General features: G+C 70.1%; 27 protein-coding genes and 1 tRNA gene. 21 read left to right on the plus strand and 7 right to left on the minus strand.

Annotation, left to right across the window (positions count from 1 at the left end; genetic code table 11):
• Positions 1-25: 25 nt before the first annotated feature.
• Genes GPA22_RS17055 through GPA22_RS17070 form a run of 4 tightly spaced genes read left to right on the plus strand, consistent with a single transcriptional unit; the run spans position 26 to position 3436 of the window.
• Entirely contained in the window at positions 26-949 is a 924-nt protein-coding gene (locus GPA22_RS17055; RefSeq protein WP_169257316.1) for an ABC transporter permease subunit, read from the plus strand.
• 50 nt (positions 950-999) lie between these two features.
• Complete coding sequence (locus tag GPA22_RS17060) at positions 1000-2160, plus strand: ABC transporter substrate-binding protein (RefSeq protein WP_169257256.1); 1161 nt, start codon at positions 1000-1002, stop codon at positions 2158-2160.
• 11 nt (positions 2161-2171) lie between these two features.
• A complete protein-coding gene (locus tag GPA22_RS17065; protein WP_169257257.1) occupies positions 2172-2804 on the plus strand; it encodes a flavin prenyltransferase UbiX in 633 nt (210 codons plus the stop codon).
• Positions 2804-3436, plus strand: a complete 633-nt coding sequence (locus GPA22_RS17070; protein WP_169257258.1) for an LON peptidase substrate-binding domain-containing protein — start codon at positions 2804-2806, stop codon at positions 3434-3436. The genes GPA22_RS17065 and GPA22_RS17070 overlap by 1 nt, the downstream gene beginning before the upstream one ends.
• 26 nt (positions 3437-3462) lie before the next feature.
• Here GPA22_RS17070 and mutY read toward each other — a convergent pair whose 3' ends face one another.
• The gene (mutY, locus tag GPA22_RS17075; RefSeq protein WP_169257259.1) at positions 3463-4557 is read right to left on the minus strand and encodes an A/G-specific adenine glycosylase; all 1095 of its coding nucleotides are present in this window, start codon (positions 4555-4557) and stop codon (positions 3463-3465) included.
• A gap of 133 nt (positions 4558-4690) precedes the next feature.
• Between mutY and GPA22_RS17080 the strand changes: the two genes are divergently transcribed.
• The 12 genes from GPA22_RS17080 to GPA22_RS17135 all read left to right on the plus strand — a co-directional run bounded on the left by GPA22_RS17080 (position 4691) and on the right by GPA22_RS17135 (position 13134).
• The gene (locus tag GPA22_RS17080) at positions 4691-5191 is read left to right on the plus strand and encodes a flavin reductase family protein (RefSeq protein ID WP_169257260.1); all 501 of its coding nucleotides are present in this window, start codon (positions 4691-4693) and stop codon (positions 5189-5191) included.
• Positions 5192-5334: 143 nt separating this feature from the next.
• Positions 5335-5865, plus strand: a complete 531-nt coding sequence (locus GPA22_RS17085) for a superoxide dismutase family protein (RefSeq protein ID WP_169257261.1) — start codon at positions 5335-5337, stop codon at positions 5863-5865.
• Between the two features lie 140 nt (positions 5866-6005).
• Positions 6006-6365 carry a hypothetical protein gene (locus GPA22_RS17090; RefSeq protein ID WP_169257262.1) on the plus strand — a complete coding sequence of 120 codons (360 nt, stop codon included), beginning with the start codon at positions 6006-6008 and terminating at the stop codon, positions 6363-6365.
• 190 nt (positions 6366-6555) lie between these two features.
• Positions 6556-7221, plus strand: a complete 666-nt coding sequence (locus tag GPA22_RS17095; protein WP_169257263.1) for a c-type cytochrome — start codon at positions 6556-6558, stop codon at positions 7219-7221.
• Entirely contained in the window at positions 7218-7817 is a 600-nt protein-coding gene (locus tag GPA22_RS17100; protein WP_169257264.1) for a DsbE family thiol:disulfide interchange protein, read from the plus strand. Before GPA22_RS17095 ends, GPA22_RS17100 begins: the two co-directional genes overlap by 4 nt.
• A complete protein-coding gene (locus GPA22_RS17105; protein ID WP_169257265.1) occupies positions 7814-8380 on the plus strand; it encodes a TlpA family protein disulfide reductase in 567 nt (188 codons plus the stop codon). Before GPA22_RS17100 ends, GPA22_RS17105 begins: the two co-directional genes overlap by 4 nt.
• 17 nt (positions 8381-8397) lie before the next feature.
• Positions 8398-10059, plus strand: a complete 1662-nt coding sequence (locus GPA22_RS17110) for a multicopper oxidase family protein (protein WP_169257266.1) — start codon at positions 8398-8400, stop codon at positions 10057-10059.
• A complete protein-coding gene (locus GPA22_RS17115) occupies positions 10056-10799 on the plus strand; it encodes a cytochrome c biogenesis CcdA family protein (RefSeq protein ID WP_169257267.1) in 744 nt (247 codons plus the stop codon). Before GPA22_RS17110 ends, GPA22_RS17115 begins: the two co-directional genes overlap by 4 nt.
• Before the next feature lie 59 nt (positions 10800-10858).
• Positions 10859-11731 carry a WD40/YVTN/BNR-like repeat-containing protein gene (locus GPA22_RS17120; RefSeq protein ID WP_169257268.1) on the plus strand — a complete coding sequence of 291 codons (873 nt, stop codon included), beginning with the start codon at positions 10859-10861 and terminating at the stop codon, positions 11729-11731.
• A complete protein-coding gene (locus tag GPA22_RS17125; protein WP_211169189.1) occupies positions 11724-12194 on the plus strand; it encodes a c-type cytochrome in 471 nt (156 codons plus the stop codon). The genes GPA22_RS17120 and GPA22_RS17125 overlap by 8 nt, the downstream gene beginning before the upstream one ends.
• A gap of 2 nt (positions 12195-12196) precedes the next feature.
• Positions 12197-12631: a DUF411 domain-containing protein gene (locus GPA22_RS17130; protein ID WP_169257270.1), complete on the plus strand. Its 435-nt coding sequence runs from the start codon at positions 12197-12199 to the stop codon at positions 12629-12631.
• Between the two features lie 17 nt (positions 12632-12648).
• A complete protein-coding gene (locus tag GPA22_RS17135; protein ID WP_169257271.1) occupies positions 12649-13134 on the plus strand; it encodes a c-type cytochrome in 486 nt (161 codons plus the stop codon).
• Positions 13135-13282: 148 nt separating this feature from the next.
• On the opposite strand, the gene GPA22_RS17140 is transcribed toward GPA22_RS17135, so the two are convergent.
• A tRNA-Gly gene (locus tag GPA22_RS17140) sits at positions 13283-13357 on the minus strand.
• A gap of 123 nt (positions 13358-13480) precedes the next feature.
• Here GPA22_RS17140 and thiS point away from each other — a divergent pair.
• The 4 genes from thiS (at position 13481) to sppA (ending at position 17342) form a co-directional block, all read left to right on the plus strand.
• Entirely contained in the window at positions 13481-13684 is a 204-nt protein-coding gene (gene thiS, locus GPA22_RS17145; RefSeq protein WP_169257272.1) for a sulfur carrier protein ThiS, read from the plus strand.
• A 56-nt stretch (positions 13685-13740) separates the two neighbouring features.
• Positions 13741-14526, plus strand: coding sequence for a thiazole synthase (locus tag GPA22_RS17150; RefSeq protein ID WP_169257273.1), 786 nt, complete (start codon positions 13741-13743; stop codon positions 14524-14526).
• 113 nt (positions 14527-14639) lie between these two features.
• The gene (gene trmB / locus GPA22_RS17155; RefSeq protein ID WP_246264478.1) at positions 14640-15416 is read left to right on the plus strand and encodes a tRNA (guanosine(46)-N7)-methyltransferase TrmB; all 777 of its coding nucleotides are present in this window, start codon (positions 14640-14642) and stop codon (positions 15414-15416) included.
• Positions 15417-15536: 120 nt separating this feature from the next.
• Positions 15537-17342, plus strand: a complete 1806-nt coding sequence (sppA, locus tag GPA22_RS17160; RefSeq protein WP_169257274.1) for a signal peptide peptidase SppA — start codon at positions 15537-15539, stop codon at positions 17340-17342.
• A 3-nt stretch (positions 17343-17345) separates the two neighbouring features.
• On the opposite strand, the gene hemW is transcribed toward sppA, so the two are convergent.
• Genes hemW through GPA22_RS17185 form a run of 5 tightly spaced genes read right to left on the minus strand, consistent with a single transcriptional unit; the run spans position 17346 to position 21777 of the window.
• Positions 17346-18572: a radical SAM family heme chaperone HemW gene (hemW, locus tag GPA22_RS17165; RefSeq protein WP_169257275.1), complete on the minus strand. Its 1227-nt coding sequence runs from the start codon at positions 18570-18572 to the stop codon at positions 17346-17348.
• Positions 18569-19165 carry an RdgB/HAM1 family non-canonical purine NTP pyrophosphatase gene (gene rdgB, locus GPA22_RS17170; protein ID WP_169257276.1) on the minus strand — a complete coding sequence of 199 codons (597 nt, stop codon included), beginning with the start codon at positions 19163-19165 and terminating at the stop codon, positions 18569-18571. Before rdgB ends, hemW begins: the two co-directional genes overlap by 4 nt.
• 4 nt (positions 19166-19169) lie before the next feature.
• Positions 19170-19889, minus strand: a complete 720-nt coding sequence (gene rph / locus GPA22_RS17175) for a ribonuclease PH (protein WP_169257277.1) — start codon at positions 19887-19889, stop codon at positions 19170-19172.
• A gap of 9 nt (positions 19890-19898) precedes the next feature.
• Positions 19899-20816, minus strand: a complete 918-nt coding sequence (locus tag GPA22_RS17180; RefSeq protein WP_169257278.1) for a protein phosphatase 2C domain-containing protein — start codon at positions 20814-20816, stop codon at positions 19899-19901.
• Positions 20817-20826: 10 nt separating this feature from the next.
• Positions 20827-21777, minus strand: a complete 951-nt coding sequence (locus GPA22_RS17185; protein WP_169257279.1) for a serine/threonine protein kinase — start codon at positions 21775-21777, stop codon at positions 20827-20829.
• 93 nt (positions 21778-21870) lie between these two features.
• Here GPA22_RS17185 and GPA22_RS17190 point away from each other — a divergent pair, with 93 nt between their 5' ends.
• Complete coding sequence (locus GPA22_RS17190) at positions 21871-22737, plus strand: YicC/YloC family endoribonuclease (RefSeq protein ID WP_169257280.1); 867 nt, start codon at positions 21871-21873, stop codon at positions 22735-22737.
• The last annotated feature ends 76 nt before the right edge of the window (positions 22738-22813 follow it).

The raw sequence follows: 22813 nt of genomic DNA on the forward strand, positions 1-22813 counted from the left end.
GGCGTGGGCGCCGGTTGCGGCGGGGGTGGGGCTCGCCGGTCTCGCGGCAGGCGTGCTGGGCGCGGACTATGCGCTGGCGCAGGCGGCTTTCGTGCTGACCTGGGCGATCGCCGGGCTGGGCGTGATCCTGATCGTCGGCCAGTGCGGCCAGATTTCGCTCGGGCAGGGCGCCTTGCTGGGGCTCGGTGCCTACGCGCAGGCGCTGCTCATGCTGCGTGGCGTGCCGGCGCCCGTGTCGCTACCGCTGGCGGCGGCGCTCGGGGCGGCCGGAGGCTGGCTCGCGAGCCTGCCGGCCCGGCGCCTCGGCGGCCTGTATTTCGCGATGAGCACGCTCGCCTTCGCGCTGATCGTCGAGGAGGGGCTGGTGCGCGCGGAAGCGCTGACCCACGGCGCCGCGGGCCTTGCGGTGCCGCCGCTGGCGCTCGCCGGCCGCGTGGCGGACACCTCGGCCGCGCAGGCGCTGGTGAGTGGCGTCGTGCTGGCGCTGGCCTGGCTGGCGTGCCGGCGCTGGGTGCGGTCGCGGCTCGGGCGCGCGTGGCGCGCGGTGCGCGAGGACGAGGCCGCCGCGGCCGCCGCCGGGATCGACGTCGCGCGCGCCAAGTCGCTGGCCTTCGTGCTCGGTGGCGGCCTGTCCGGGCTGGCGGGCGCGCTCTACGCGCACTGGATCGGCTTCGTGAGCCCCGAGCAGTTCGGCCTGATGCTGTCCTTCGAGCTGCTGATGCTCGCCTTCATCGGCGGGGCGCGACACCTCGCCGGGGCATTGTGGGGGGCGCTGGTGGTCGTCGCGCTGCCGCAAGGGGTGTCGCTCGCGGTCGAGCGCCTGCCGCCGGACATCGCCGGCGCGGCCGGCATCGAGACCCTGCTGTTCGGTGCAGTGCTCGTCGCACTGGTGCTGCTGCGTCCGGCGGGACTGGCGGGGGGCGACGGCGCGGGCGCGGATCGCCGATAATCGGCCCTTTCAATCGGCCTGTTGGCGCCGTCCCGGCGCCGGGAACATCCATGAACCTGATCCGCCGCATCCTCGTCCTGTCGTCCCTGCTCGTCGCGGGCGTGGCGGGCGCGCAGGCGCCCGGCGTGAGCGAGCGCGAGATCGTCGTCGGCAGCATCCAGGACCTGTCCGGCCCGATCGCGCTGCTCGGCGCGCCGGTGCGCGACGGCATGCTGATGCGCTTCGAGGACGCCAACGCCGCGGGCGGCGTGCACGGCCGGAAGCTGCGCCTCGTCGTCGAGGACGCCGGCTACGACCCGAAGAAGGGCGTGCTCGCGGCGAAGAAGCTCATCCAGCGCGACCGGGCGTTCGCCTTCCTCGCCGACCTCGGCACCCCGGTGGTGATGGCGACGATGCCGCTGATCGTCGATGCCGGCCGGCCGCATCTCTTCCCCTTCTCGCCGCACGAATCGACCTACGCGCCGCGCCATCCGCTCAAGTTCCAGCTGTTCGCGCCCTACCAGGACTACATGGACGCGGCGACGCGCCACATGGTGCAGACGCACGGCTACAGGCGCACCTGCCTGCTGTACCAGGACGACGACTACGGCCTGGAGGTGATGAAGGGCGTCGAGGCGGGGCTGGCGAAGCTCAGGCAGGCGCTCGCCGAGAAGACCAGCTACAAGCGCGGCGCGACCGACTTTTCCAGCCAGGTCGCGCGCCTGCGCGGTGCGGGCTGCGACTTCGTCGTGCTCGCGACGGTCGTGCGCGAGACCGTCGCCGCCGTCGCCGAGGCGCGCCGCACCGGCTGGAACGTCGACCTGCTGGTCACCGCGTCGGGCTATTCGGCGCAGACACACGAGCTGGGCGGCAAGGCGGTCGAGGGCCTCTATGGCGTGACCGTGCTGCCGCATCCCTACGAAGCGGGCGCGAACGCGCAGCTCGCCGACTGGATCCGCCGCTACCGCGCACGCTTCGGCGTCGCGCCCAACGTGTGGAGCGTGATGGGCTACGGCGTCGCCGACCTCTTCGTGAAGGCCGCGGACCAGGCCGGGCGCGAGCTCACCGTCGAGCGCTTCACGGCGGCGCTGGAATCGCTGCATACCCCGCGCGACTTCTTCGGCGCCCCGGAGTATCGTTTCAGTCGTGACGACCACCTCGGCAATCGCCAGGGCCGCATCGCGCAGATCCAGGATGGCCGCTGGGTGATCCTGACCGACTACCTGAAGTGAGCCCAGTCCCGATGAGCCTCCCCGCCCCGCAGACCGTCGCCGTCGCCTTCACCGGCGCTTCCGGCATGCCCTACGGGCTGCGCCTCGTCGAATGCCTGCTCGCGGCCGGCTGCACGGTGTGGCTGCTGTATTCGCAGGTCGCGCAGATCGTCGCGCGCCAGGAGATGGGGCTGGACCTGCCTTCGCGCCCGGCCGAGGTCGAGGCCGCGCTCGCCGCACGCTTCCAGGCCACGGAGGGCCGGCTGCGCGTGTTCGGGCGCGAGGAATGGTTCGCGCCGCTCGCCTCCGGCTCCAACCCGGCCGACGCGATGGTCGTGTGCCCGTGCACGATGGGCACGCTCGCCGCGATCGCCGCCGGACTCAGCCAGAACCTCATCGAGCGCGCCGCCGACGTCGCGATCAAGGAAGGGCGCAAGCTCGTGCTCGTGCCGCGCGAGACGCCGTTCTCGGCGATCCATCTCGAGAACATGCTCAAGCTCGCGCGCCTGGGCGTCGTGATCCTGCCGCCCAGCCCCGGCTTCTACAACCATCCGCGGACCGTCGAGGACCTCGTCGATTTCGTCGTCGCGCGCGTGCTCGACCAGCTGCGCGTGCCGCATCGCCTGACGCAGCGCTGGGGCGAAGCGGACGGGGAGGGCGCGTGATGGACGACGCCCGCCTGTCGCCGCCGTTGCCCCCGCTGTTGCCCTTGTTCCCGCTGCACACGGTGCTGTTCCCGGGCGCGCTGCTGCCGCTGCACGTGTTCGAGGCGCGCTACATGGACCTCGCGACGCGCTGCCTGAAGGACGACGCGGTGTTCGGCGTTAACCTCATCGCCGAGGGCCGTGAGGTCGGCGCGCCGGCGCGGCCCTACGAGGTCGGCGTGAGCGCCCGCATCGTTCGTTGCGACATGGTCCGGCCCGGCACGCTCGACCTCGTCACGCGCGGCGAGCGCCGCTACCGCGTGCTGCGCTCCGAGGCCGGACCCAACGGCCTGCTGCTGGGCGAAGTCGAATGGCTCGCCGAGGCGCCGCCGACGCCGATCCCCGGGAACTGCGCACCGCTCGTCGCGCTGTTGCGCGCCATCGTCGCCGACGCCGGCGAAGAACGGCTGCCCGGACCGCACGCCTTCGACGACGCCGGCTGGGTCGGCCTGCGCTTCGCCGAAGTGCTGCCGATCCCGGCGCAGGCCAAGCAGGCGCTGCTGGAACTGGACGATCCGGCCGACCGGCTGGAGATCGTCCGCCAGTTCCTCGACCAGCGCGGACTGCTCGCGGAGCGCCTGGAAAAGGGCTGAAGCGGGGCTGCTGACCGCCGCAGTGTTCAGAAGGCCAGCCGGCCCTGCGGCGCCTCCTGCGGTGCGCGCGCGAGCTCGGTGAGGATGCGCCGCACCGGCGTCGGCAGGCCGGCGCCCTCCAGGTCGGCCAGCGCGAGCCAGCGATGGTCGCCATCCGCGACCGCATGTCCGGCGGGCGCGACATCGACGCGGACCGGCGTGATCTCCAGGCGGAAATGCGTGAATGCATGGTTCAGCGGCGCGAGCGTCGTCGCGCCGCGTGGCGTGAGGCCGTAGCGCGCCGCGACCCAGCGTGCGGCGTCGGCTTCGTGTTCGGGCACTTCCGGCAAGGCGAGCAGCCCGCCCCAGATCCCGCTCGGCGGCCGGCGTTCGAGCAGCACCCGGCCGTCGGCCACGATCACCGCGACGCGCGCGTGCCGCTGCGGCACGGCCTTCTTCGGCCGCGCCGCGGGCAGTTCGGCGACGCGCTCGTCGCGCAGCGCGACGCAGATCTCGGCCATCGGGCAGCGTCCGCAGGCGGGCCGGCCGCGCGTGCACAGCGTCGCGCCGAGGTCCATCTGCGCCTGGATGTAGGTGCCGATGCCGGTCTGCGGCAGCAGCGCTTCCGCGAGCGCCCACAGACGCTGCTCGACCGCGCGCTCGCCGGGGAAGCCGTCGATGCCGAAGGCGCGGCACAGCACGCGCTTGACGTTGCCGTCGAGGATCGCCGCGCGTTCGCCGAACGCGAAGGCGGCGATCGCCGCGGCGGTCGAGCGGCCGATGCCGGGCAGTTCCGCGATCTCCGCGGCGCGGCGCGGGAATGCGCCGCCATGCTGCGCGACCACCGCCTGCGCGGCCTTGTGCAGGTTGCGCGCGCGCGCGTAGTAGCCCAGCCCGCTCCACAGCGCGAGCACGTCGTCGACGGGCGCCGCGGCGAGGCTCGCGAGGTCCGGGAAACGCGCGAGAAAGCGCGCGTAGTACGGGATCACGGTGTCGACCTGGGTCTGCTGCAGCATGATCTCCGACAGCCAGATGCGGTACGGGTCGCGCGTGGCCTGCCACGGCAGGTCGTGCCGCCCGTGCTTGCGGTGCCACGCGATCAGCCGCGTCGCGAAATCGCCGTCCTGCGTCGTGTCGTCCATTCCTTTCCTGTTCCCGATGCCTGTTCCGGCCCTGTCCCGCGTTGCCCAATGCCTTGTGCGCGGCGATAATCGCCGGTTCCAACCAATTTCGCGCCCGTCCCGAGAAGGGCCGGCGCCGATCACAAGAACCCCCATGTCCCAGCCGCCCGTCTCTCACCAGGATTTCACCCGCGCCTTCCGCGACGCCCTCGGCATGTTCGCGACCGGCATCGCCGTCGTCACGACGCGCGCACCCAACGGCGAGGCGATCGGCCTGACGGTCAATTCCTTCAACTCGGTGTCGCTCGATCCGCCGCTCATCGTCTGGAGCCTGTCGCGGCATCTGGCGAGCCTGCCGGTGTTCGAAGCCTGCGAATACTACGCGGTGAACGTGCTCGCGGAAGACCAGCAGGCCCTGTCGCAGCTCTTCGCGACGCGTTCCGACGACAAGTTCGCCGGCCTCGAGGTCGAGGACGGCCTCTACGGCGTGCCGCTGCTGCAAGGCTGCTGCGCGCGCTTCGAGTGCCGCAACACCGCGCGCCACGAAGGCGGCGACCACCTCGTGTTCATCTCCGAAGTCGTGCGTTTCGACCGCGAAGACCGTACCCCGCTCATCTACCACTGCGGCGCCTATCGCCGTCTCGCCGCGGGCTGAGCGTTCCGCGGCCGGCACCCGGGGCCGGCCCCGCAGCGGGGGCGTGACCGTATTCCTTTCGGCGTAGCGATGGATCATGTTGAACTGTAGCCGGCTTGCAGGCCGGCCATCGACATCCTCCCTTCGAGAAAGGACAGAAGAACATGAACGCCCGCTCCCCGATCCTCGCACTGCCCGCAACCCTCCTCGTCGCCGCCTGCAGCGCCCTCGGCCTCGGCGGCCCGGTCACCGCCGAGGCACCCCTCGCTGCCACCAAGGGCAGCACGGTGTCCGGCACCGTCAAGTTTGTCGAAGGCGATGCCGGCGTGCTCGTCGAAGCCCGCGTGACGGGGCTCGCCCCCGGCAAGCACGGCTTCCACATCCATGAGAAGGGAGACTGTTCGGCCCCCGATGCCACCAGCGCCGGCGGCCACTTCAACCCGACCGGCGAGCCCCACGGCAGCCCCGAACGGGGCGCACACCACCTCGGCGACATGCCGATGCTGATCGCCGATGCCGACGGTAATGCCCGGCTCGACACGATCCTCGAAGGCGTGACGATCAATGGCAAGGGCGAGGGCAACATCGTCGGCCGCGGCGTCATCGTGCATGCCGCAGCGGACGACTTCCTCACCCAGCCGACCGGCAACTCCGGCGCGCGCGTCGCGTGCGGCGTGATCGCGCTGCGCAAGTAGCCGCAGGGCGCCCGGCTCCTCATCGGCAAGCCGCTGCCGTTCGACTCGCGTGAACCTTTTCTTTCGGTCGCCTGTCGAACCTGACGTGTTCGGCGTCCGCCGACATGGTTATATATCCTTGTCTTGATCGGTCATTATCCGTGTATCGTTTCCGGCGCCTGCTCGCCCTGCTTCTGATCGTTGCCCTGCCCGCGTATGCGTGGGCGGCCGTCGGTCTGCCGGAAGCATGCGGCATACAGGCCGTGCCGACGGCGCAGGCAGCGGCGCCAGGCCACCCCTGCTGCGCATCCGGGCAGATGGGCGACGACACGTCGCAGCAGTCCGACCACGGCACGCCCTGCAAACTCGGGCAGCAATGCAAGACCGGGTCGCTGTCCGTGCTTCCGGCCGCCTTCCCGGCGCCCCCACTGCGTGCGCCGTACCTGCTCGTCGCCGACGGCGAAAGCCAGGTTTCCGCGCGCCTTCCCGACGCCATCTGGCGACCACCCCGTCTCCTCTGACCCATTTCGGCGGAATGTCTTTGCCGGCGCGCCCCTTGGGCTCGCGGGCGAGCTTTCGACCGTCCTGACCCGGGACCGACCCCCGCGCTGACGTGGCTGTACCGCCGCGGCCGCCGGAACGTGCGCGCCCCGCACGGATTCGGCGGCCGGCCCCGTGGTTCCGCGCATGGAACGACAACGGAGACCAAACATGATCCTGCACCGCTGGTTTGCGGCCCTGGCCGTCCTCGCGTCCGCGGCCGCCGCCTTCGCCGCGGGCGACGCGGCGCGCGGTGCCCAGGCTTTCCGCGCCTGCTCCGGCTGCCATTCGCTGGCGCCCGGAGATCACCGCACCGGGCCCAGCCTTGCCGGCGTCTTCGGCCGCCGGGCCGGCACGGCCGATGGCTTCGGGCGCTACTCCGAGGCGCTGCGCAAGTCGGGCATGGTGTGGAACGCGCAGGCCCTGGACGGATGGCTGCGCGATCCGGCCGCCTTCATCGCGGGCAACGGCATGACGTTCCCGGGCCTGCCCGATGCGCGCGTCCGCGCCGATCTGATCGCCTATCTGCAAGCCGTCTCGGCAGGGAAAATCGCCGCGCCGAAGACGCCAGGCCTGCCCGACCTCAGGGCGGCCGATGCGGGCGACCGGGTGAGCGCCATCGCCCACTGCGGCGACACCTATCGGGTCACGCTTGGCGACGGTACGCGGCGCGCGTTCTGGGAGTTCAACCTGCGCTTCAAGACCGACTCCTCGGCGCACGGCCCGCGCCGCGGCCAGCCGGTGATCGTCGGCGCCGGCATGGGCGGCGACCGCGCCCAGGTGGTTTTCGCCGAGCCGGCCGAGATCTCCAGCTTCATCCGGAGCCACTGCGAATGAACAAATCCGATAGCCCGAATGCCGGCGCTCCGGCGCAGCAAAACCTGTCGGCGAGCGGACCGCGGCGAACGGCCTTCCTGCTGCCGCTAGCCGTGTTCGCCCTCCTCGTCGCCGTGCTGGGCGTGGGCCTGTTCCTCGACCCGCGCGAGATTCCTTCGCCGCTGATCGGCCGGCCCGTCCCCGTTTTCGACCTGCCGCCGGTGCAGGGACGCACGCTGGGCCTGGCGAGCCGCGACCTCCAGGGCGAGGTGTCGCTGGTGAACGTGTTCGCGTCCTGGTGCGTCGCCTGCCGCGAGGAGCATCCGGTGCTGATGGAGCTCGCGCGTACCGGCGCCGTGCCCATCCACGGCCTCAACTACAAGGACAAACCGGAGGACGCGGCACGCTGGCTGAAAGAATGGGGCGACCCCTACACCCGCACCGGTGCCGACCTGGATGGACGCGTGGCCATCGACTGGGGCGTCTACGGGGTGCCGGAGACCTTCGTCATCGGCCGCAACGGCCGCATCGCCTACAAGCACATCGGCCCGATCACGCGCGAGTTCGCGCGCGACAAGCTGCTGCCCATGATCGAGCAACTACGGCAGGCGCCATGAGACTTCCCGCTTCCGTTCGCAATTCGCGCCGCCTGCTCCTCGGCCTCCTTGCCGGCCTGGCCCTGGCCGGCGGACTTGCGGCCTACGCCTTGCACGGCTCCCCGGCGACGGCGGCCGGGGCCGCCGAACGCAGCCTGCCGCGCGGCGTGCACTTCCAGGACGGTCAGGGCAAGGCGCTGAGCCCGGAGGATTTCCGTGGCAGGGTGGTGCTGCTCAACGTCTGGGCCACCTGGTGCGTACCCTGCCGCAAGGAGATGCCCGCCCTCGACCGTCTCCAGAAGCAGCTGGGCGGTCCCGCCTTCGAGGTGGTGGCGGTGTCGATCGACCAGGACGCCAATCTGGTGCGCGAGTTCTACCTCAAGTACGGCATCAGATCCCTCGCGCTCTACATCGATCCCACGACAAGCATCACTTCCACGCTGGGCACTGTCGGCATCCCGACCACCCTGCTGGTGGATCAGGCTGGCCGCGAGGTCTGGCGCAAGGTGGGGCCGGCCGAGTGGGATGCGCCGGCCTCGGTCGCGGAAATCCGCAAGCACTTGCCGGCAGGCGCGAAACCCTGAAGAGGAGTGCGAGGACGATGTGGACACGACGCAACGTACTGCAAGCCCTGGGCGCCGGGGCGGGACTGGTGGCCGTGCCCGCGCCGATCCGGCGTGCGCTGGCGGCGGCCGAGCCGGATCTGATCCTGAGACTCACCGCCCGGCGTGACGAGGTCTCCCTGTGGCCGGGCGCCAGGACCGCGGTGCTGAGGTACTTCGGCCAGGTGCTGCACGGCCGCACCGACGCCCTCAAACCCTCCCCGGGCTACCTGGGGCCGACGTTGGAACTGCGTCGCGGAGAGCGTGTGCGCATCGAATTTCGCAACGGTCTGGCCGAGCCTTCCATCATCCACTGGCACGGCATGCTCGTGCCCGAATCCGCCGACGGCCACCCGCGCTTCGCCGTCGGGCCGGGCGGCGAATATGTCTATGAATTCACCGTCCGCAATCCGGCCGGCACCTACCTCTACCACCCCCACCCCCATGGCCGCACCGGCAGCCAGGTGTACCGGGGGCTCGCCGGGTTGCTGATCGTGCGCGAGGACCGGGAGCGGGCCTACGGGCTGCCGGCAGCGGAGCACGAGTTGAGTCTCGCCATCCAGGACCGGCGCGTAGACGACAACCAGTTGGTGTTCAAGCGCACGATGATGGACGACATGAACGGCGTGTTGGGCGACACCGTGCTGGTGAATGGCATGCCGGACGCCGCTTTCCGGGTCACGCCGCGCCCCTGGCGGCTGCGGCTTGCCAATGTGTCGAATGCGCGCGTCTACAAGCTTGCCTGGTCCGACGGCCGACCGCTTAGCGTCATCGGTACCGGCAATGGCCTGCTGTCTGCCGGCGAAGGCATTCAGACACGACCCTACGTCGTCCTCGGTCCCTTCGAGCGCGTGGAACTGCTGGAGGATTTCGGTGCGCGCCGCCCGGGGGCAGAGATCGCCCTCGTGAGCCGCGACTTCGCCGGTGTGGGGATGATGGACATGATGGGCGGCGGCGCCGACGGCATGATGGACGGCATGATGGGCCGCGGCATGGGTGGAATGATGGGCCGTGGCATGGGCGGGATGATGGGTCCTGGCCAGGGCGAGGAACTGAACCTCGCCCGCTTCGCCGTCGCCGCCGCCGCGCGCAGCCCCGGCGAAACATCGCGCCTCCCGCCCGCCGAGGCACCGCCACAGGGGCGGCACGAGTTGCGCACCCGGCTTGCCTTTCGCCACATGCAGGGGTTCCTCAACGGTCGTCGCTTCGAGATGGCGGCGGTGGCCGGCGACGAGCGCCTGCCCCTCGGCAAGGGCACCGTATGGACCTTTGTCAATGACGGAGGAATGATGGCGATGCCCCATCCCATGCACGTCCACGGGGTTCGCTTTCGCATCCTGGAGCGCAGCGGCGGCGCCCCGGCGGACCTGGGCGAGGGGCTGGTGGACGCCGGCTTCAAGGACACCGTCCTCATCTTTCCGGGCGAGACCGTGCGCCTGCTGGTGGCGCCTACGGAGCCGGGGCTCTTCATGTACCACTGCCACAACCTCGAGCACGAGGACGGCGGGATGATGCGCAACTGCCTGTTCGGTCCACCGGTTCGCGGACAGGACCGCGCTCGCCGGGGATCGCTTCAACAAAGAAGGAACAAGGAAATGGAAACGTCCACAGCAGCTTCTCAACGCACCTCATTCGCGTACGGATCGGGGCGCCGGCCATGACCGACGCCTCCACCCTGAGCCTGGCGACGGCCGCCGCCGCGGGCTTCGTCTCCTTCCTCTCGCCCTGCGTGTTGCCGCTGGTGCCGGCCTATGTCTCGTACGTCGCCGGGCAGTCGCTGCACGGCTCGGGGCCCGCCATGGACGCCCGCGTGCGCCTGACCGCCGGGGCCATGAGCGCGTTCTTCGTGCTCGGCTTCAGCGCCGTGTTCATCACCCTGGGGGCAAGCGCCACGGCGCTCGGTCGGCTGCTGCTGCACTACCGCTACGAGGCCAACCTGGTCGGCGGTGCCATCGTGCTGGTCTTCGGCCTGTTCATGCTCGGCTTCGCACGCCACGCCACCTGGTTCCATCGCGACCTGCGCTTCCACCCGCACCTGGCCGGTGGTCACCCGGGCGCGGCGTTCGTGCTCGGGGTGGCTTTCGGCTTCGGGTGGACGCCCTGCATCGGTCCGGTGCTGGGCGCCATCCTCACTGCCAGCGCCCTGCACAGCTCGCTTTCCGCGAGCATGGGCCTGCTCGCCGCCTACGCGCTGGGCCTCGGCGTGCCCTTCGTGCTCGCGGCGGTGTTCATGCGCGAGCTGGTGGGGCGCCTCAAGTGGCTGCGCCACGCCGGACGTCCGCTGCAGATCGTCGCCGGCGCGGTCATGGTGCTGATGGGCGTGGCGATCATGACCGGAAAGCTGAGCGAGTTCAGCTACTGGCTGCTGGATCGCTTTCCTGTATTGGGACAGATCGGATGAGGGCTTTTTCCGGACCGCGGCGACCGTTCGCCGCATTCTTGCTCGAGAAGGAGTTTCAGATGATGAGCAAACGCATGACGATGGCCCTGCAGACCGTGCTCCTGGTTGCGGGCGCCGCGCTGCCCGTCGTCGGGCTGGGCGGCAGTTTCGCGGGCGCGGTGGTCGCGCGCGACGTGGTCGCCCTCGCCATCGACGGCGCCGGCCGAACGCTGGTCAAGGCCGGTCCCGAGTCCGTCTGGCGCAGCGGCGACGGCGGGCAGCACTGGGCGCCCGTGAAGCTGACGCCTCTCGCGGCGTCCGGGCGCATTGCCTCGGTCGCGGTGGCTGCGGGCGGCGTCTCCGTCTACCTCGCCGGCCCGGGCATCGGCGTGCTGCGCAGCGACGATGGTGGCGAACACTGGTCGGCCCGCTCGGCGGGCCTGCCCGGTGTCGACGTCGCCGCGCTCGCCACCCATGCCGAGCAGCCCGACACGGTCTACGCGTACGTGACCGGACACGGCTTCTTCCGCAGCCAGGACGGCGGGGCGCGCTGGCAGCTGATGGATGCCGGACCGCGCGGAGGCATCGTGCACTTCGTGCATTCGAACATGCCGGGCAGCATGCAGACCGGCTGGCTCTTCGCCGCCACCGGCCAAGGGGTACGCCGGGCCATGGATTGCTTCTGCGGCTGGCGCGACGCGGGCGAGTTGGCACGCCCGGTGACGGCCGTCGCCTACGACCCGCGCCAGCCCCGCACCGTCTATGCGGCGACCGGCGACGGCGTGTTCCGGAGCGCCGACGGCGGCGAGCAATGGTCGCGTGCCGGTGCACCCGCCGCCGCGGTCGGGGCTCTCGCCGTCGCGCCGGACGGCGCCGTCTATGCAGCGGCTGACGACGGCGCGCTGTTTCGCAGCCGTGACGGCGCGAAGACCTGGGAGCGCGTCGGTGCGTAGTTTCACGGGCGCGGCCCTGATCCTCTTCAGCGCGGCAGCGCTGGCTGTCGAACCGGGGCCGGACACCGGTCGCCGCGTCTACCACGCGCAGTGCGCCTCGTGCCATGGTGGCCGGGGCGAAGGGGCGCCCGACTGGAAGCAGCCGGACGATCAGGGCGAAATGCCCGCGCCGCCCCACGACCGCGAGGGACACACCTGGAAGCACGCCGACGGCATGCTGTACCGGATTGTCAAAAACGGCTGGCGCGATCCCTTCAACAAGACGCAGCGGCTCACCATGCCCGCCTTCGGGCAGACACTGTCGCCAGCGGAGATCCGTGCCGTGATCGACTACCTCGAGACCTTGTGGACACCCGAGCAGCGGCGCTTCCAGGAGGAGGAGAGCCGCCGCGAACCCTACCCGCCCGAGGCGCAACGAGCGCCCGGGCCCGTACCGACTCAACCTCGAGACAAGGAGCAATGACCATGCGTTACCCCAAAATCCTTCTGCTGGCCCTCATCCTCGGCGTGCAGCTGCCGGCCCTCGCGGCAGGAATTCCCGTGAAGCTGTACAAGAACCCCAACTGCGGCTGCTGCGACGACTGGGCGAAGCACATGGAGGCCAACGGCTTCGCGGTGGAGAAGATCAACACTACGGACCTGCCCTCGATCCAGCAACAATACGGCGTGCCGGACAAGCTCGCCGGCTGCCACACGGCCGTCGTCAGCGGCTACATCGTCGAAGGGCTGGTGCCGGCGGAGTTCGTCAAGCGCCTGCTCAAGGAGCATAGTCCGGTGAAGGGCATCGCCCTGCCGGGCATGCCGGTGGGCGCACCCGGGATGCCGGGCGAGAAGCGCGCGCCGCTGAACGTTTACTATCTGGACCAGGGCGCGACGCCGAAGATTTTCGGCAGTTTCTGAGTGGAGGGATATCGGTAATGAGCGCAGGCGATTCCGGGCGCGTCTTTCGCTGGCTGCTCGCGGGCGCGGTGGCCTTTCTCGTCGGCGCGATCATCGTCGCGGAGCGGGACGCACCCGCGGCCATCGACCCGGCGGACAAGGCGCTGGTCGCCGCGGGCAAGCGCATCTACGACACGCAGTGCAGCGCCTGCCACGGCGCGAAGCTGGAAGGGCAGCCCAACTGGCGCGAGCGTCTTCCCGGCGGGCGCATGCCTGCGCCGCCCCACGATGCCAGCGGCCACACCTGGCACCACCCCGACGCCGTGCTCTTCGGTATCGTCAAGGAAGGCCTGGTGCCCGGCAAGTTCGCGCCCCCAGGCTATGAAAGCGACATGCCGGCCTTCGGCACGACCCTGTCCGACGACGACATCCGCGCTGTGCTCGCCTACGTCAAGAGCACGTGGCCGCAACCGCAGCTCGCCTACCAACGGGAAATCGACCGGAACAGCCGTGCCGGGCGGTAAAGAACCCCTGAATGGGCTTCCCGGTACCGAGTGAAAGCCGGGGGTGCCGATGCGGCGGCTTGCCCGGCTGGATTTTTTCCAGTCGTTCCCCGGGGACGAAAAGCAAAAAGGCCAGTCCGTGAGGGCTGGCCCGAGTGCTTGAATTCATTGGAGCGGGTGAAGGGAATCGAACCCTCGTCATCAGCTTGGGAAGCTGAGGTAATAGCCATTATACGACACCCGCTTTGCCGGTCCGCGCCGCGAACCGAGGCGCCATTCTAATGGCCGGGATGGCACTGCGCAATGCGTCGGGAGCGCGGCGCGGGGCGTGGTAAGATTTTTGTCCGACGCTTCAGACAGTTTCCTCATGATCCAGCTCATCATCAACGGCCAGCCGGAACGCCTCGAACGGGCGCTGACGGTGCATGCGCTGCTCGAGGCGCGACAACTCGCCGGCAAGCGGCTGGCGGTCGAGCGCAACGGCGAGATCGTCCCCAAGGGGCGGCACGCCGACACCGTGCTCGCGGACGGTGACCGCCTGGAGATTGTCGTCGCCGTCGGCGGCGGCTGATCGACTCGCGCCGCCCTCTTCGCTTCTTTCTCAACCCGAATTTCCGCAGGTCGAACATGAACGACTCCCTGGTCATCGCCGGCAAGTCCTATGGCTCCCGCCTCCTCGTCGGCACCGGCAAGTACAAGGACTTCGCCGAGACGCGCACGGCGATCGACGCGAGCGGCGCCGAGATCGTCACCGTCGCGATCCGCCGCACCAACATCGGCCAGAACGTCGGCGAGCCCAACCTGCTCGACGTGCTGCCGCCCGACCGCTTCACGATCCTGCCCAACACCGCCGGCTGCTACACGGCCGACGACGCGGTGCGCACGCTGCGCCTCGCGCGCGAGCTGCTCGACGGCCATGCGCTGGTGAAGCTCGAGGTGCTGGGCGACCCGAAGACGCTGTTCCCGAACATGCCCGAGACGCTCAAGGCCGCCGAGATCCTCGTCAAGGATGGCTTCGACGTGATGGTGTACTGCGCCGACGACCCGATCCAGGCGAAGATGCTCGAAGACCTGGGCTGCGCCGCGGTGATGCCGCTCGCGTCGCTGATCGGCTCCGGCATGGGCATCCTCAACCCGTGGAACCTGCGCCTCATCATCGACCAGGCGAAGGTGCCGGTGCTCGTCGACGCCGGGGTCGGCACCGCGTCCGATGCCGCGATCGCGATGGAGCTGGGCTGCGACGGCGTGCTGATGAACACCGCGATCGCGCACGCGCGGAATCCGGTGCTGATGGCCAGCGCGATGAGGAAGGCGGTCGAGAGCGGGCGCGAAGCCTTCCTCGCCGGCCGCATGCCGCGCAAGTTCTACTCCGCCGATCCGAGCTCGCCGACGAGCGGCCTGATCGGCTCGTAAGCCGCAGCGCGGCGGCGCGCGCTTCGCGGGCCGCCGCGACGCCCGTATTTCCCCTTTCCGTTCCGCCCGCGGGGCGCGACCGCTTCCGCGCCGTCGCCCGCCGCCCACACACGATGACCGCAACGACTCCCCACCAGCCGGATGCCGATCTGCCCGGCAACGCCTCGCCCGCACCCGCCGAACCCCTGCACACGCCGCAGGGCGACCCCGAGGCGCGCTTCTCCAGCCGCTCGATCCGCAGCTTCGTGCTGCGCCAGGGCCGCATGTCGGTCGCGCAGCAGCGCCACCTCGAGGAGACCTTCCCGAAGGTCTCGATTCCCTACCGCGTCGCGCCGCTCGACCTCGACGCCGCCTTCGGCCGCAGCGCGCCGAAGATCGTCGAGATCGGCTTCGGCATGGGCGAGACCACCGCGAAGATCGCCGCCGCGCTGCCCGACCGGGATTTCCTCGGCATCGAGGTGCACGGGCCCGGCGTCGGCAGCCTGTGCAAGCTGATCGCCGAGAACGGCCTCGCCAACCTGCGCATCATGCAGCACGACGCCGTCGAGGTGCTGCGCGACATGATCCCGGAAGGCGCGCTCGCGGGCGTGCATGTGTTCTTCCCCGATCCCTGGCGCAAGAAGCGCCACCACAAGCGGCGCATCATCCAGCCCGACTTCGTCGCGCTGATCGCCTCGCGCCTCGCGCCGGGCGGCTACCTGCACTGCGCGACGGACTGGGAGGAGTACGCCCACTGGATGCTGGAGGTCCTGTCCGCCGAACCGGCGCTGGAAAACACCGCGGCCGGCTTCGCGCCGCGCCCGGATTACCGGCCGCTGACGAAGTTCGAGAACCGCGGCCTCAGGCTCGGCCACGGCGTGTGGGATCTGGTGTTCCGGCGGCGCGGGTGATGCCCCCGCTCACCGCGAAGACGGCAGCAGGCGCGGCATCCGCCAGGAATCGGGTAGCATTCGGCATAACGTCCGTTCGCGGCTGAAGCCGCTCCCACCGGGCGAACCGAGGTAAGGCACATGTTTGGGTTTCTGGGCAGGCTGGTGGCGGGACTCTGGTGGGCAATCGACCTGCTGCGGCGCGTCGTGTTCACGCTCGTGTTCCTGCTGGCGCTTGCGCTGATCCTGATGTTCGCGCTCCATCCGGGGCCGTCCGTGCCCGACGGGGCGGCGCTGCTGCTGCGGCCCGCGGGCACGCTGGTCGAGCGCGTGCGCGTCGATGACCCGCTGGGCATCATCCGCTCGGGCGGCGCAACGGTCGCTCAGACTTCGCTGCCCGACATGATCGAGGCGGTGCGCGCGGCGCGTGAGGACAAGCGCATCAAGGCGCTGGTCATCGAGACCGATCTCCTCGGCCAGGGCGGGCTGTCCAAGCTCTCCGAGCTGCGCGACGAGATCCTCGCCTTCAAGAGCGGCGGCAAGCCCGTGTATGCGCGCGGCGAGCGCTTCACGCAGGGGCAGTACTTCCTCGCCAGCGTGGCCGACGAGGTGCATCTCGCGCCCGACGGCTTCGTGCTGCTGCCGGGCCTCGCGCGCAACGTCAGCTACTACAAGGGGGCGCTCGACGCGTTGGGCGTGAAGGTGCATGTGTTCCGTGTCGGCGAATACAAGTCCTTCGCCGAGCCCTTCACGCGCACCGGCATGTCGGACGAGGACCGCGCCTCGTCGGTCGAGCTGCTCGACGCCTTGTGGAAGGGCCTGCGCGAACGCGTCGCGACCAGCCGCAAGCTCGCCCCGGACGCGCTGAACCGTTATGTCGACGGCTACGCCGAGGTGCTCGAGGCCAACGGCGGCGACACCGCACGTGCGGCGCGCGAGTCCGGCCTCGTCGATGCGCTGAGCCAGCGCGACGAGTGGCACGCGTTGCTGAAGGCGCGCGTCGGCACGGACGGCAAGGACTATCGCCGCATCGAGGCGGACGACTACCTCGCCGCGGTGCGTGCGGCGCGCCCGCACGAGGACGCACACGTCGCGGTGCTGGTCGCACAGGGTTCCATCGTCGATGGCGCGGCGGACGAGGACTCGGTCGGGGGCGACAGCCTCGCGGCGCAGATCCGCGCGGCGCGCGAGGACGAGAACGTAAAGGCGGTCGTGCTGCGCGTGGACAGCCCCGGCGGCAGCGCGTGGGCGTCCGAGGTGATCCGCCGCGAGCTGGAACTCACGCGCAAGGCCGGCAAGCCCGTCGTCGCGTCGATGAGCTCGGTCGCGGCCTCCGGCGGCTACTGGGTCGCGGCCGGCGCGGACGAGATCTGGGCGCGGCCGGAAACGCTCACCGGCTCGATCGGCGTGTTCGCGATGTTCCCCGAATTCTCCGAGCCGCTGAACCGCGTCGGCATCACCACCGACCGCGTCGCGACCGGCCCGCTCGCCGGCACCCTCGATCCGCGCCGGCCGCTGGAGCCCGCGCTCGCGAAGGCGATGCAGCTCGGTGTCGAGCACAGCTACCGCCGCTTCCTCGAGATCGTCGCGACGGCGCGCGGCAAGGACATCGCCGCGGTCGACGCGGTCGCGCGCGGCCGCGTGTGGACCGGCGAGACGGCGCACCGCCTGGGGCTCGTCGACCAGCTCGGCGGGCTCGAAGGCGCGGTCGCGGCGGCGGCGAAACGCGCGCGGCTCGAACGCTACGAGACGATCTGGCCGACCGGCGAGATCAACCTGCGCCAGCTGCTGCTGCGCCGCCTGATGTCGGTCGTGGGGCCGGTGGAATTCGGCGCCGCGTCGCCGCTCGCACGCCTGCTCGCGGGCGTGCAGGCGCAGGCCGCCGACCTGCTGCGCTGGAACGACCCGCAGCACCTCTACGGCCATTGCCTGTGCGACGCGCCCTGAGGCTCAGTCGCGCAGGAACAGCGTCAGCAGGTCGTTGAGGAAGCGCCGCCCCTGCTCGGTGGGGCGGATCTCGTCGGCGGCGACCTCGACCAGGCCGCGCTGCCGCGCCTCGATCAGTTCCGCCTCGATCGCCGCGAAGGGCAGGCCGGTGCGGTCGGCGAAGAGCCGGCGCGGGAAGCCGCCCGTGAGGCGCAGCGCGTTCATCATGAACTCGAAGGGCAGCTCCGCAGCACCGACCTCGCGCCGTTCCTGCACGAAATCGCGCCGCTGCGCGCCTTCGAGGTAGCGCGTGGGGTGCTTGTGGCGCATCTCGCGCACGATGCCTGCATGGCTGGAGAGCTTGCCGTGCGCGCCGGCGCCGATGCCGAGGTAGTCGCCGAAGGTCCAGTAGTTGAGGTTGTGCCGGCACTCCTGGCCCGGCTGCGCGAACGCGGAGGTTTCGTAGTGACGGAAACCCGCGCCGGCGAGCCGTTCCTCGATCGCCTCCTGCATGTCGGCGGAGAGATCGTCGTCGGGCAGCGGCGGCGGGTTGTGCGCGAAGGGCGTGTTGGGCTCCAGCGTCAGGTGGTAGCACGACAGGTGCGTGACGCCGAAGGCCAGCGCGGTGTCGAGGTCGGCGAGCGCCTCGGCGAGCGTCTGCTCCGGCAGTGCATACATCAGGTCGAGATTCACGCGCTCGAAGTGCGCGAGCGCGGTGTCGATCGCGCGGCGCGCCTCGTCGCCGCCGTGGATGCGGCCGAGCTGCGCGAGATGGCGGTCGTCGAAGCTCTGGATCCCCAGCGACAGGCGATTCACGCCCGCCGCGCGGTAGTCGCGGAAGCGCTGCGCCTCGACGGTGCCGGGGTTCGCCTCCAGCGTGACCTCGGCCAGCGGGTCGAGCGGCAGCAGCGTGCGAATGCCGGTGAGCAGGCGGTCCAGCCCCTGCGCCGACATCAGGCTGGGCGTGCCGCCGCCGAAGAAGATCGAATGCACGCGCCGCCCCCACACCTGCGGCAGGGCCGTTTCGAGATCGGCGAGCAGCGCGTCGATGTAGGCCGCCTCGGGCAGCTCGCCGCCGCGCTGGGCGTGCGAGTTGAAGTCGCAGTACGGACATTTCTTCACGCACCACGGGTAATGCACGTACAGCGCGAGCGGCGGCGGGGAGGCGAGCTGCGGGCGGTCCGGCAGTGCGCCGGAAGCGGTGCCCGCGGCCGGCGCGACCGCGAGCGGGATGATGCGGCGTTCGGTCACAGCGGGTCGGTTTCCAGCCTTTTCAGCAGGTGGCGCATCGCCGCGCCGCGGTGGCTGAGCGTGTTCTTCAGCTTCGCATCGAGTTCGGCGGCAGTCTGGCCCATCTGCGGGAGGTAGAACAGCGGATCGTAGCCGAAGCCGCCTTCGCCGCGCGGGGCGTCGAGGATCGCGCCGTGCCATTCGCCGTCGGCGATCAGCGGGCGCGGATCGTCGGCGTGGCGCACCAGCACGACCACCGAGTAGAAGAAGGCGCGCCGGTCGCCGACGTCCTCCAGGCGTTCGATCAGCAGCGCGTTGTTGCGCGCGTCGGACTTCGGCTCGCCGGCATAGCGCGCCGACTGCACGCCCGGTGCGCCCGCCAGCGCCATCACGCACAGGCCCGAGTCGTCGGCGACCGCCGGCAGGCCGCTCAGTCTCGACGCATGGCGCGCCTTCGCGAGCGCGTTCTCGACGAAGGTGTTGTGCGGCTCCTCGGCCTCAGGGATGTCGAAGGCCGACTGCGGCACCACCTCGATGCCCAGCGGCGCGAGCAGCGCCGCCATCTCGGTGGCCTTCTTGGCGTTGTTGCTGGCGAGTACGAGTCGTTTGCTCATCGTGTCACTGCTCCGCAATGGCCGCGCGCTGCGCGGCGAACAGCTGGCGAATGCCTCCCTCTGCGAGTGCCAGCAGCGCGTCGAGTTCCGCGCGCGTGAAGGGCGTGCCTTCGGCCGTGCCCTGCACTTCGACGAAGCCGCCGCTGCCGGTCATGACGACGTTCATGTCGGTGTCGCAGTCGGAATCCTCGGCGTAGTCGAGATCCAGCACCGGCACGCCCTGATGCACGCCCACCGACACCGCGGCGACGAAGTCGCGCAGCGGGCTCGCGGCGAGCTTGCCGGCGGCGATCAGCTTCGCGATCGCATCATGCACGGCGACGCAGGCACCGGTGATCGACGCCGTGCGCGTGCCGCCGTCGGCCTGCAGCACGTCGCAGTCGACGATGATCTGGCGTTCGCCCAGCGCCGCGAGGTCGATCACCGCGCGCAGGCTGCGCCCGATCAGGCGCTGGATCTCCTGCGTGCGCCCGCTCTGCTTGCCCCTGGCGGCCTCGCGCGCGCTGCGCGTGTGGGTCGAGCGCGGCAGCATGCCGTACTCGGCGGTCACCCAGCCCTGGCCCTTGCCGCGCAGGAAGGGCGGTACGTTCTCCTCGACGCTGGCGGTGCACAGCACGCGCGTCGCGCCGAATTCGACCAGCACCGACCCCTCGGCGTGGCAGGTGAAGTTGCGGGTGATCCGGACGATACGCAGTTCATCGGGACGGCGGTGGCTCGGGCGCATGCGGATTTCCTATTTGCTGAATTTGTGAATGGCGGCGTTGATTTCGGCAATCGCCTTTTCGATGTCGTCGTCGCTGATGTCGTAGCGCGAGGCGGGCGTGCGCGAGGTGTCGAAGCTCTCGAGCTGCGTCGTGAAGTTGTCGAGCGCCATCGTACGCGTCGAGATGGCGTCCGCGTGCGGCTGCGTCGCGTCGTCGTGCCAGCGCATCGCGATCATCGACAGGTTGTCGCAGCTCGGCCCGGCGATGCCCTCGGCGCGGTCGAGCAGGGCGGGGACCGCCTGCATGATGTCGGGCGCAGACAGCGCCGCGGTCAGCGCCGCGTCGCCGAGCGGCCCCCACACGCCGTCGGTGCACAGCGCGAGCACGTCGCCGTCGCGCAGCGGCAGGCGCTTGGAGAACTCCACCTGCGGCGCGTGGTTGCCGCCGAGGCAGCTATACACGCGGTTGCGCCCCGGATGGTGGGCGGCCTCCTCGGCATTGAGCAGGCCCTGGTCCATCATCAGCTGCACGCGCGAATGGTCGCGCGTGTGCATCGCGATCTGTCCCTGGCGCACCACGTACAGGCGCGAATCGCCGGCGTGCGCCCAGTAGGCGAAGCCGTCCTGCACGATGCACGCGACCACCGTCGTGCGCGGCGCCTCGTCGAGGTTCTTGTCGAAGGCATAGTCGAGGATCGCGTTGTGCGCGTTCGTCAGCACGCGCGACAGGAACAGCGAGGGGTCGCGCAGCATCGGCCGCGCGTCGCGCTGGAAGGCCTCGGTGACGAACTGCACGCAGATGTGCGCCGCAACCTCGCCATGCAGGTGGCCACCCATGCCGTCGGCCACCACCATCAGCAGCGCGTCGCGCGAATAGCTGTAGGCGAGCCGGTCCTGGTTGTTCTTGCGCTGGCCGATGCGGCTTTCCTGGTAGATCGTGAACTTCACGCTCAATTCCTCATGTACGTCCGATAAACGACTTCAGCCGTGCGCCGAGGTCGCCGAACAGGCCGGCATGCACCGCGTCGCCGTCCTCGTCGCGGCGGATCAGCGATTTCTGCAGCGAATACACGCTCTGCGGGCGTGCCAGCGGGTCGAGCTTCAGGCACCAGTCGATGGTGTCCAGCAGTTGTGCCGAATAGTGTGCCGCGTGCGTCCGGCGCAGCGGCACCACGGTGTCGTCCTTGACGCGCTCGTCGGAGCGCTGCGGCGCATTGCCGGTGATGCATGCGTGCAGGCTCGCGCCGACGCTGTAGATGTCGCTCCACGGCCCCAGCGCGTCGCGGTGCTCGAACTGCTCGGGTGACGCGAAGCCCGGTGTGTACATCGGCTTCAGGATGGGCTGGTCGCTCATCAGCGTCTGCCGCGCCGCGCCGAAATCCAGCAGCACCGGCGTGCCGTCGTTGCGCAGGTAGATGTTCGACGGCTTGATGTCGAGATGCAGCAGCTTGTGCGCATGCACCTCGCGCAGGCCGTTGAGCATGCGCGTGAACACGATGCGGATGAAGCGTTCGCTCACCTCGCCGCGGTGTTTCTGGATATAGTCGTGCAGCGTGCGCCCGCGCTCGAACTTCATCACCATGTACACTGTGCCGTTGGCGCGAAAGAAGTTCAGCACCTGCACGACGTTCGGGTGCATCAGCTTCGCGAGCGAGCGGCCTTCCTCGAAGAAGCACTTCATGCCGTAGCGGAAGGCGGGCATGTGCTCGTCGGACACCTGCGGCTCGAATTCGCCCTCCTTGCGCAGCGCGAGCGAGTTGGGCAGGTATTCCTTGATCGCGACCGGCGAGCCTTCCCGGTCGTGCGCGAGGTAGACGATGGAGAAGCCGCCCAGCGAAAGCTGCCGCTCGATCCGGTACTGGTCCAGCTGGAAACCGGCGGGAAGTGGGCAGTTCGTTTGCGCAGGCATTTGGAGGAAGGCTGGAACCCGGCTTTCCGCGACTGATTTTTGTTTGGAACCCGCAGTGTACAGGATCGCGGCGGGTTCCCGGAGACATGACAGATGATCCACAGCATGACCGGCTTCGCCGTCCAGACCCGCGACCTCGGTCGCGTCAGCGTCCACCTCGAACTGCGCAGCGTGAATTCGCGCTATCTCGACCTCTTCTTCCGCATCGGCGACGAACTGCGCCAGGCCGAGCCGGCGATCCGCGAGCTGATCTCGGCGCGCCTCACCCGCGGCAAGGTCGAATGCCGGCTGAACCTGCAGACCAACGGCGCCGCCCCGCGCAGCCTCGCCCTCAACGCCGCGCTGCTCGACCAGCTGCGCGAGGCCGAGGCGCGCGTGCGCGACCGCCTGCCCGACGCGACCCGCCTGTCGGTCGCCGAAGTGCTGCGCTGGCCCGGCATGCTGGCGGACGACGGCGTGGCCTTCGAGGAAGTGCAGCCGGCGGTGCTCGAGCTCGCGAAGGCCGCGCTCGACGAGCTCGTCGCGACCCGCCGCCGCGAAGGCGACAAGCTCGCCGCGATGATCCGCGAGCGCCTCGACCGCATGCGCGAGCTCGTCGCCCAGGCCCAGCCGCGCGTCCCCGAACTGGTCGCCGAATATCAGGACAAGCTCACGATGCGCCTGCGCGAAGCGGTCGCCTCGCTCGACGAGGACCGCATCCGCCAGGAAGTCGCTCTCTTCGCGCAGCGCATCGACGTCGCCGAGGAGCTGTCGCGCCTCACCGCCCACATCGACGAAGTGCAGCGCATCCTCAAGGCCGGCGGCGCCGCCGGCAAGCGCCTCGACTTCCTGATGCAGGAACTCAATCGCGAGGCCAACACGCTCGCATCGAAATCCGCCGCGACCGAGGTCACCGGCATCGCGATGGAGATGAAGGTGCTGATCGAGCAGATGCGCGAGCAGGTGCAGAACATTGAATGACGTTTTGCACCGTCTCAAGACCTTAGAACAATCGACAAAGCCCGCGTTGTTTGCGGGCGTGTCTGGCAATTTCACG

Source organism: Aromatoleum toluvorans (genome assembly GCF_012910905.1).
In the GTDB taxonomy this organism is placed as follows: Bacteria; Pseudomonadota; Gammaproteobacteria; order Burkholderiales; family Rhodocyclaceae; genus Aromatoleum; species Aromatoleum toluvorans.